Raw genomic sequence first — 8,492 nt, 5'->3', positions numbered from 1 at the left:
CAAGTAGGTTTTGCTAAAATCATTAATAATGTAGTAAATACATTTGCTGCTGATATTTGGGCAAAAATGGCTGTGGCTAGTGTTATTATTTTTGTTGTATTATTTTTATTATATCATTTCTCTTATGCCACATCCAGAAAACGAATTGCTTTTGTGATAAGTGTGTTTAGTTTATTTTTTGCTTGTTTTTCTTTTGCAATGGCATTTCAGAAAGAAAGTCTAGATCGTAAAAATAATCCTGCAATTGTATTTGCTCAAGAATCTAGAGTAAAGTCAGAAGCCAACAAAGTTTCTGAAGAAGTGTTTAGACTTCATGAAGGTACAAAAGTGCAAGTTTTAGATACTTATGAAGATTGGCATAAAATTCAACTTTCAGACAATTCAACAGGTTGGATTCCAGTAGGAGATGTTAGGTTACTCAAGGATTTTTAAATTAATTTAACATACTGAAACGTGAAGAATGTTATATTTGTGACTTTATGCTTCAAAAATTAAAGTTAAACATATCAGTATTTTTTACTTTTCTTTTATTGGGAATGATATCTGCTCCTACAGTTATTTTGTCTTTTGATGATTCTGCTGATGTTTCAATTTTTTACAGTATAAGTGAAGAAGAAGAAGAAAGCGAGAGTCTAAAATTAGCAGTAGAAGATGTTTCTTTAGATTATGAAGATGTTTTTTTCGATATAAATCAAACTGAGATTGTTGGCTACACTTACAAAACCTATTCTAAGCCACATCTTAATATAATCTCACCACCTCCGGATTTCATTTTATAATTTTTTGCGTCACAAGAGCAATATAAAGGTTGCTCAACAAACAAATGTTAAAAAATAGCTTTTGAGTAAAATCTCATTGGCACAAAATGAATTTATATATGTTTAAAACATTAAAAAATGACATACCAGCGAGTATTGTCGTATTCTTTGTTGCATTACCATTATGTTTAGGTATTGCATTAGCGAGTGGAGCTCCATTATTTTCAGGTGTAATAGCTGGTATCATAGGTGGTATTGTAGTAGGATCTCTTAGTGGATCAAAAATTGGAGTAAGTGGTCCGGCTGCAGGATTAGCAGCAATAGTTTTAGCAGCAATTAGTACTTTAGGAAGTTATGAAAACTTCTTGGTAGCTGTAGTTTTAGGAGGAATTATTCAACTTGTTTTTGGATTTTTAAAAGCAGGTGTCATAGGTTACTACTTTCCTTCATCTGTAATTAAAGGAATGTTAACTGGTATAGGAATTATTATCATTTTAAAACAAATTCCTCATTTCTTTGGTTATGATAAAACCTTTACACTTTTTAATGAAAGTGGAGATGGGACTTTTGTTAGCCAAATTCTTGGTGTTTTTGAAGATATCCAAATGGGATCAACGGTTATTGGAATAATAGCGTTGTTAATTTTACTATTATGGGACAAAGTATTATCTAAAAAAGGAAAGATATTTAGTATTATTCAAGGGCCTTTAGTTGCTGTTGTAGTTGGTATCATCTTTTTTGTTGCAACGCAATCTAATGAAACCTTATCAATTTCTAAATCGTTTTTGGTAAGTGTTCCTGTTCCTGATGGGTTTGATTCTTTTATCGCACAGTTTAGTTTCCCAAATTTTTCAGCAATTTTAGAATCTGATGTTTGGGTAGTGGCATTTACTATTGCTTTAGTAGCTAGTTTAGAAACTTTACTTTGTGTTGAAGCTACAGATAAGTTAGATCCTCATAAAAATGTTACACCAACCAACCGTGAGTTAATTGCGCAAGGTACAGGTAATATTATTTCAGGTTTAATAGGTGGATTGCCTATAACACAAGTAATTGTAAGAAGTTCTGCAAATATTCAATCTGGAGGTAGAAGTAAAATGTCTGCGGTTATTCATGGATTTTTACTGTTAATTTCAGTAATACTAATACCAAACTTGTTAAATATGATTCCGTTATCGGTACTTGCAGCAGTACTTTTAATAGTTGGGTTTAAGCTAGCAAAACCTTCGTTATTTAAAAAGATGTACGAGTCTGGTTGGAAGCAGTTTGTGCCTTTTATGGCTACAGTATTACCAATGGTAATTACAGGCGATTTATTAAAAGGAATTGGAATGGGGCTTTTTGTTGGTATCGTTGTTATTTTAATAAAGAGTTACCAAAACTCACACTTCCTTCACATTGAAGACAAGAGTAATGGAAAGCATAAGATTAAAATGACTTTAGCAGAAGAGGTAACGTTTTTTAACAAAGGTGCTATTCTTAAAGAGTTACATAGTTTACCAAGAGACACTTATTTAGAATTAGATGTAAGAGAAACAAGATATTTAGATAACGATATTATTGAAATTCTTGATGATTTTACTTTCAAGGCTAAAGAGCGACACATTGATATAAAGTTAATTTCAGAAAGAGGTATTGTAGAAAATCCAGAGAGCTTTATTGAATTTTTTAGATTAAGACCAAAAACAGTTGAAATTTAAATCATGAAAAATAAAAGATATAAAATTTTAGTTCTTTCAGATTTAAAAAGTTCAACAGATTCTGCAATAAAGAACACTATTGAGCTTGCTAAAATCATAGATGGAGATATTGAATTTTTTAATGTTACTAAACCAACTGATGTTGTAAATAGCGAAAGTCAATTATCAGCTAAACGCAATATTAATAGGCAGTCTATAAATATTGATAAAAAAATAAAGCAGCTTTTAGAACCAATATTAGTAGATAATACCATTAAAATTAATTCTAGATCTACTATTGGTAATGTAAAAAACGAAATTCAAAAGCGTATAGACGAGTTACAACCAGATATCGTTGTATTAGGTAGGAGAAAATCTAAATCCGTTAACTTAATAGGTGATAAAGTAACTGAGTTTATTCTTAAGAATTATAAGGGAGCAATTATGATTGCTTCTAGAGATAATGTTATAGATTCTAAAGCGCAACTCTCTTTAGGAGCACTTAATAGCTTTGAAGGTACTTTAAATAAAAGCGTAACAAAAGCTTTAATAGATAATGCGGAAGCGCCTTTGAAGGCTTTTAAAATAGGTGATTTTACTATGAGTAGCACTAATGAAGTGGATACTAACAATGGTGTTATAGAATATGTTTTTGAAGATAATGCAGATGTTGTAAATACATTGTCGGGTTATGTTTCTAAGAATAAAATAGATTTACTGTGCCTTGATAGAGGAGTAAAGAGTTCTAAAACAACTAATTTTACTAAGGGAATTATTAATAAAGTAGAGGCTTCATTATTGATAATTTAATCGCGACGATTAATCTTTTTTAGCCCCAAAATTAAATTTTTTATCGTTAAATTTAACTACAGTAGAAATAGTTAGATAAGGCATATGAAAAAGTTTTTTTCAAACATAAAAGGTGATGCTTTTGGTGGCATTACAGCAGGAATTGTAGCATTGCCTTTAGCTTTGGCTTTTGGTGTGTCTTCAGGGCTTGGCCCAAGTGCAGGACTTTATGGCGCTATTTTTATAAGTTTCTTTGCGGCTTTGTTTGGAGGTACAAATACTCAAATTTCTGGACCAACAGCACCAATGACAGCAGTAAGTATGGTAATTATTGCTGGTATAATTGCTACAAACGATGGTGATGTTAATAAAGCGTTACCTGCAATTTTAATGGTATTCTTACTTGCAGGATTAATGCAAGTATGTCTAGGAGCTATTGGTTTAGGTAAATACATACGCTACATTCCCTATCCAGTAGTATCAGGGTTTATGACTGCTATTGGAGTTATTATTATAATAACTCAAATACTACCTTCACTAGGATATTACCCTAAGGAAGACACAGAATATGTAAATGAATTTAAGCCACAAGCTGAGGAAGTCATTCTAGAAAACATTTTAAAAGAAGAAGCTGCCGAAGATGTTTTAGTTTTAGAAGATTTTAAAGAAACAATTTCTAGAGCTGAAAAAATCACTCAAGAAGATATTTTAAAAGAATCTCAAACCTTAGCGGCTAAAAATGCCTCAGGTGTTTTGGGTGCGCTAAAAGTATTGCCAAGAGCATTGATGAATATTAATTGGCTAGAGGTTCTATTAGCCTTAGGTACAATTTTTATTATTTATGGGTTTAAGCGTATTACTACTAAAGTACCAAGTACTCTGGTTGCTTTGGTTGTAATGTCAGCTATAGCTATTTTAGGAGGTTTAGATTATAAGCCTATTCCTGAGATTCCTGAAGGTTTACCAATACCTAATTTAGAAATTATTACAGGTTTTGAATTAAGTAAAGTAACACCGTACATTTTTACGGCGTTAGCTTTGTCCTTATTAGGAGCTATAGATTCATTATTAACCAGTATTGTTGCAGATAATATGACCAAAACTAAGCATAAACCAAATAAAGAATTGGTTGGTCAAGGTATAGGTAATAGTATTGCTGCTTTGTTTGGAGGAATTCCAGGTGCAGGAGCAACAATTCGTACTGTAGTAAATATTAATTCTGGAGGTAAAACTAAACTATCTGGTATGATAGCTGGATTATTATTATTTAGCATTTTAATGATCCCTGGATTACCAAACTTAGCCTCTCAAATACCTGCGGCTGTTTTAGCAGGTATTTTAATTACTGTTGGTATAGGAGTAATGGATTATAAAGGCTTACGTGCTATACCTGCAATGCCACTAGATATTAAGATAGGGCCATTAAAGTTAAGCTCTGAAGTATTAATTATGCTTATTGTATTAGTGCTTTCTTCTTTTTGGGATTTAGTGTATGCTGTTGGTATTGGTTTAGTAATTGCATCATTAATGTTTATGAAAAAGATTGGTGATTTAACTGCTGAAAAATCTGATGTAAAATCGCTTAAAGAACAAGTATGGGCAGATGAAGGTGATTTTCCAGAAAATCTAAAAGAAGAAGTGTTTGTTAAGCACATTCAAGGGCCTTTATTTTTTGGATATACTAGCGATTTTCAAGCCTTAGCTATGCAAATTCCTGTAACAGCTTCTATAGTTGTAATGCGATTAGATAAGATGGATTATATGGATCAATCCGGACTTTATGCTATGGAAGATGTATTGCAAGATTTAAAAGAAAAAAATGTTGAAGCGCTTTTTGTCGGGCTTCAAAAGCAACCACGTTATATGATGGAACGTATAGATATTGTTCCAGATTTTATACCTGAGACACATATTTTCAAATCTTTTGATGATTGTATGGATTGGGTAAAACAAAATGTAGAAGATAAATATTAAAAAATAAAACAAACAAAAATGAAAAATATAGCTATAACAAAAGACGTTCAAGATACTTTTACACCTCAAGGAGTGCTTCAAGATCTTCTTGAAGGTAACAACCGTTTTGTAAACGGAAATTTAGAAGGTGCTGATAATGCAGCATTAGTAAGTCAAACCACAGGAGGACAGTTTCCTAAAGCAGTAGTGCTGTCTTGTATAGATTCTCGTGTACCAGTAGAAACTGTTTTAGACCAAGCCATTGGTGATATATTTGTGGCTAGAGTTGCAGGTAATTTTGAAAATGCTGATATCCTTGGTAGTTTAGAATATTCTTGTAAAGTAGCAGGAAGTAAATTGGTTCTTGTTTTAGGACATGAGGCTTGTGGTGCTGTAAAGGCTGCTTGTGATGGAGTAGAGCTAGGAAATATTACTCATTTACTAAGTAATATCTTGCCTGCAGTTCACCAATCTGCAGAAGAAGTAGAAGGAGAAGCTAACTCTTCTAACAATGCATTTGTTGCTAAAACAGTAGAAAATAATGTAAAACTTACTATGAATCGCATTCGTGAAAAGAGTCCAATTTTAAAAGAGATGGAAGATAATGGTGAAATAGCTATTGTTGGCGGAGTATATAGCCTTCACACAGGAAAGGTAGAGATGCTTTAAAAAGCAATCATAAATAAAAGAAAAGTCGCTTTTAGCGACTTTTTTTATACCTCATTTTTGGAAGCTTCTTCCTCAGCTTCACTTTTAATAAGATTAGGGAAAATCATTGGTGCTAAAGATTTTACAGGTTTGTACAAAACACTTTCCTCTAAATCTTCTTTTTCCATAAAAGGTAGGGTATTATTAAGTTTATTAAATACAATTAATAACACGCTAAGAATAAGTCCAATTTTAAGAGCTCCAAAAAGACCTCCCAAGAGTTTGTTAAGTAAGCCTAATGCAGCAAAATCTGCTAGTTTTGTAAGTGCCTTTCCTGCTAAACTTATCGCTAAAACAATAATAACAAATGTTATAGCAAAAGCAACGATATTAATTGTTTTTTCATTCCAATCTACTTTAGATTCAAGAAAATCGGTGGCAAAATAACTAAAATGAATAGCACCATAAACTCCTAAAACTAGAGCAACAAGAGAAGCAATTTCAACAAAAAGGCCTTTAAAAAGCCCTCTTATAAATCCAAATAATAAAAGAGCGGCTAGAATAATATCAATTATACTCATAGTTAGTAGTTCTTAGGGTAAAAGTACACGATTTTTATCATTTTAAAATAATAACGTTAATCAAGACCGTATAGTTTACTAACTTTGAAGATTGAATTTTTAATTAATACAGTGGCAAGAGACGAAAAATTAAAAGAACGTTGGGATTTAGTAGTAGAAAAGCTATCTAATCAATTTGCAGATGGAGATACCTTAGATTTAGATTCAATTATTTACCTCATTGGTGTTCAGGAGCTAGGACAGATACATAGAAAGTATAAAAAAGATCATAAGCTAGATTTAATGCATATAGCTATTTGTAAGCTTTTAACACCTTACGGTTTCTATGAGTTAGATTATGTAGATGAGGATGGTTGGCCGCATTATAAAGTCAAAGAACAGCTGCCTTTTTTAAAAGCTGGAGAGCAAAGCGTGTTAATGAAAGAAGCTATAGTAGATTATTTCGTACAAAATAATTATATAGATTAATTAATTTTTTTTCTACAAAAAAGATATATTGCACTGTAACTTAAAAAAAACTCAATTTTAAATGAAAAAATTTATTATTCTTTTTAGTGCATTAGCATTAACGTTTGTTTCTTGTAGTAGTGATGATGATGGTGGTTCTAACGACCCTTTTGTTGGTAATTGGAGGTATTTTACTTCTTATGAAGATGGTGTAGAGGATCCCTTAGACGATTGCGAAAGCCAAGATACTTTTGTAATATCTTCTAATGGAACATTTGTTTCAACATTGCATGATGAATTTGGTGGTGATTGCCAAGTAGATGTTACTGTTAATGGTACTTGGGAAAACCTTGGGAATAATACTTACTCAACCACATCAGATGGAGATACTTATGTGCAGCAAGTAGAGTTTGAAGACAATAAAATGTATTTAGATGAGATTGATGGAGGTGTAGTATATAGAGATGTTTTTATTAGACAGTAAAATATATTAACTAGATAAACAATAAACGCCTTCTATTAGAAGGCGTTTATTGTTTATAAAATCACTAAATTTGCGGACTATTTAAATACTCAATTATTGAGTAAATTTAGCATAAAATGATAGATAAGTTAAAAGAACTCATTGCAGAAGCAGAAGCATTTACAGCACAATCTAAGGAAGAAGTTGAAACATTTAGAATAAAATACTTAGGCTCTAAAGGATTGTTAAAGCAATATTTTGCTGAGTTTAAGAATGTAGCCAACGAACAGAAAAAAGAATTTGGACAAACAATAAATCAGTTAAAAAAAACAGCTGAAGATAAAGTTAATGCCTTAAAGGAAGCTTTTGAAAGTTTAGAAGAAGATCAAGGTGTTTTTGGTGACTTATCTAGACCAGGTGAGCCAATTACTATTGGTGCACGTCATCCAATATCTATTGTAAAAAATCAGATTATTGATATCTTTTCGCGCATTGGATTTAACGTAAGTGAAGGTCCAGAAATAGAAGACGATTGGCACAACTTTACAGCACTAAATTTACCAGAGTATCATCCTGCAAGAGACATGCAGGATACGTTTTTTATTCAAACAAATCCAGATATCTTGCTACGTACACATACCAGTTCGGTACAAGTGCGTTATATGGAAAATAATAAACCACCTATTAGAACCATTTCTCCTGGGCGTGTATATAGAAATGAAGCCATTTCTGCACGTTCGCATTGTTTCTTCCATCAGGTGGAAGGTTTGTACATAGATAAGGATGTAAGTTTTGCAGATTTAAAACAAACGCTTCAATATTTCACTACCGAAATGTTTGGGAAATCTAAAATTAGATTGCGTCCATCTTACTTTCCGTTTACAGAGCCAAGTGCTGAAGTTGATGTGTATTGGGGACTTGAAACCGAAACCGATTATAAAATTACTAAAGGTACAGGCTGGTTAGAAATTATGGGCTGTGGTATGGTAGATCCTAATGTGCTAGAAAATTGTGGTATAGACTCAAAAGAATATTCTGGTTTTGCTTTTGGTATGGGTATAGACCGTATCGCTATGTTGTTAAATCAGATTAGTGATATTCGCTTGTTAAGCGAAAATGATGTGCGTTTTTTAGAGCAGTTTAAGTCTGCACTTTAATTTTTAATTCTTGCTTT

At 32.0% G+C, this 8,492-nt stretch carries 10 protein-coding genes; 9 read left to right on the top strand and 1 reads right to left on the bottom strand.

What is annotated here, in order from left to right:
• From N4A42_RS01205 to N4A42_RS01180, 6 genes are all read left to right on the top strand, one after another.
• On the top strand, positions 1–432 hold a 432-nt coding region (locus tag N4A42_RS01205), incomplete at its 5' end, for an SH3 domain-containing protein (RefSeq protein WP_294068742.1).
• A gap of 47 nt (positions 433–479) precedes the next feature.
• Positions 480–779, top strand: coding sequence for a hypothetical protein (locus N4A42_RS01200; RefSeq protein WP_294068740.1), 300 nt, complete (start codon positions 480–482; stop codon positions 777–779).
• A 98-nt stretch (positions 780–877) separates the two neighbouring features.
• Positions 878–2,458 carry a SulP family inorganic anion transporter gene (locus tag N4A42_RS01195; RefSeq protein ID WP_294068738.1) on the top strand — a complete coding sequence of 527 codons (1,581 nt, stop codon included), beginning with the start codon at positions 878–880 and terminating at the stop codon, positions 2,456–2,458.
• 3 nt (positions 2,459–2,461) lie between these two features.
• The gene (locus tag N4A42_RS01190) at positions 2,462–3,247 is read left to right on the top strand and encodes a universal stress protein (protein ID WP_294068736.1); all 786 of its coding nucleotides are present in this window, start codon (positions 2,462–2,464) and stop codon (positions 3,245–3,247) included.
• 84 nt (positions 3,248–3,331) lie between these two features.
• On the top strand, positions 3,332–5,200 hold the full coding sequence (locus N4A42_RS01185; protein WP_294068734.1) for a SulP family inorganic anion transporter: 1,869 nt from the start codon (positions 3,332–3,334) through the stop codon (positions 5,198–5,200).
• 18 nt (positions 5,201–5,218) lie between these two features.
• Positions 5,219–5,848 (top strand): carbonic anhydrase family protein, encoded by a 630-nt coding sequence (locus tag N4A42_RS01180; protein WP_294068732.1) that lies wholly within the window; start codon positions 5,219–5,221, stop codon positions 5,846–5,848.
• A 44-nt stretch (positions 5,849–5,892) separates the two neighbouring features.
• On the opposite strand, the gene N4A42_RS01175 is transcribed toward N4A42_RS01180, so the two are convergent.
• The gene (locus N4A42_RS01175) at positions 5,893–6,408 is read right to left on the bottom strand and encodes a CvpA family protein (protein ID WP_294068730.1); all 516 of its coding nucleotides are present in this window, start codon (positions 6,406–6,408) and stop codon (positions 5,893–5,895) included.
• Between the two features lie 111 nt (positions 6,409–6,519).
• Between N4A42_RS01175 and N4A42_RS01170 the strand changes: the two genes are divergently transcribed.
• From N4A42_RS01170 to pheS, 3 genes are all read left to right on the top strand, one after another.
• Entirely contained in the window at positions 6,520–6,876 is a 357-nt protein-coding gene (locus tag N4A42_RS01170) for a hypothetical protein (RefSeq protein ID WP_294068744.1), read from the top strand.
• Positions 6,877–6,937: 61 nt separating this feature from the next.
• On the top strand, positions 6,938–7,339 hold the full coding sequence (locus N4A42_RS01165; RefSeq protein WP_294068728.1) for a lipocalin family protein: 402 nt from the start codon (positions 6,938–6,940) through the stop codon (positions 7,337–7,339).
• Between the two features lie 116 nt (positions 7,340–7,455).
• Positions 7,456–8,475 carry a phenylalanine--tRNA ligase subunit alpha gene (gene pheS / locus N4A42_RS01160; RefSeq protein ID WP_294068726.1) on the top strand — a complete coding sequence of 340 codons (1,020 nt, stop codon included), beginning with the start codon at positions 7,456–7,458 and terminating at the stop codon, positions 8,473–8,475.
• Positions 8,476–8,492: the final 17 nt, after the last annotated feature.

It is taken from the genome of Winogradskyella sp., from assembly GCF_025210595.1.
Classification (GTDB): Bacteria; Bacteroidota; Bacteroidia; order Flavobacteriales; family Flavobacteriaceae; genus Winogradskyella.
The sequence above is the reverse complement of the archived record's forward strand: the minus strand, read 5'-3'. Positions and strand labels throughout refer to the sequence as shown.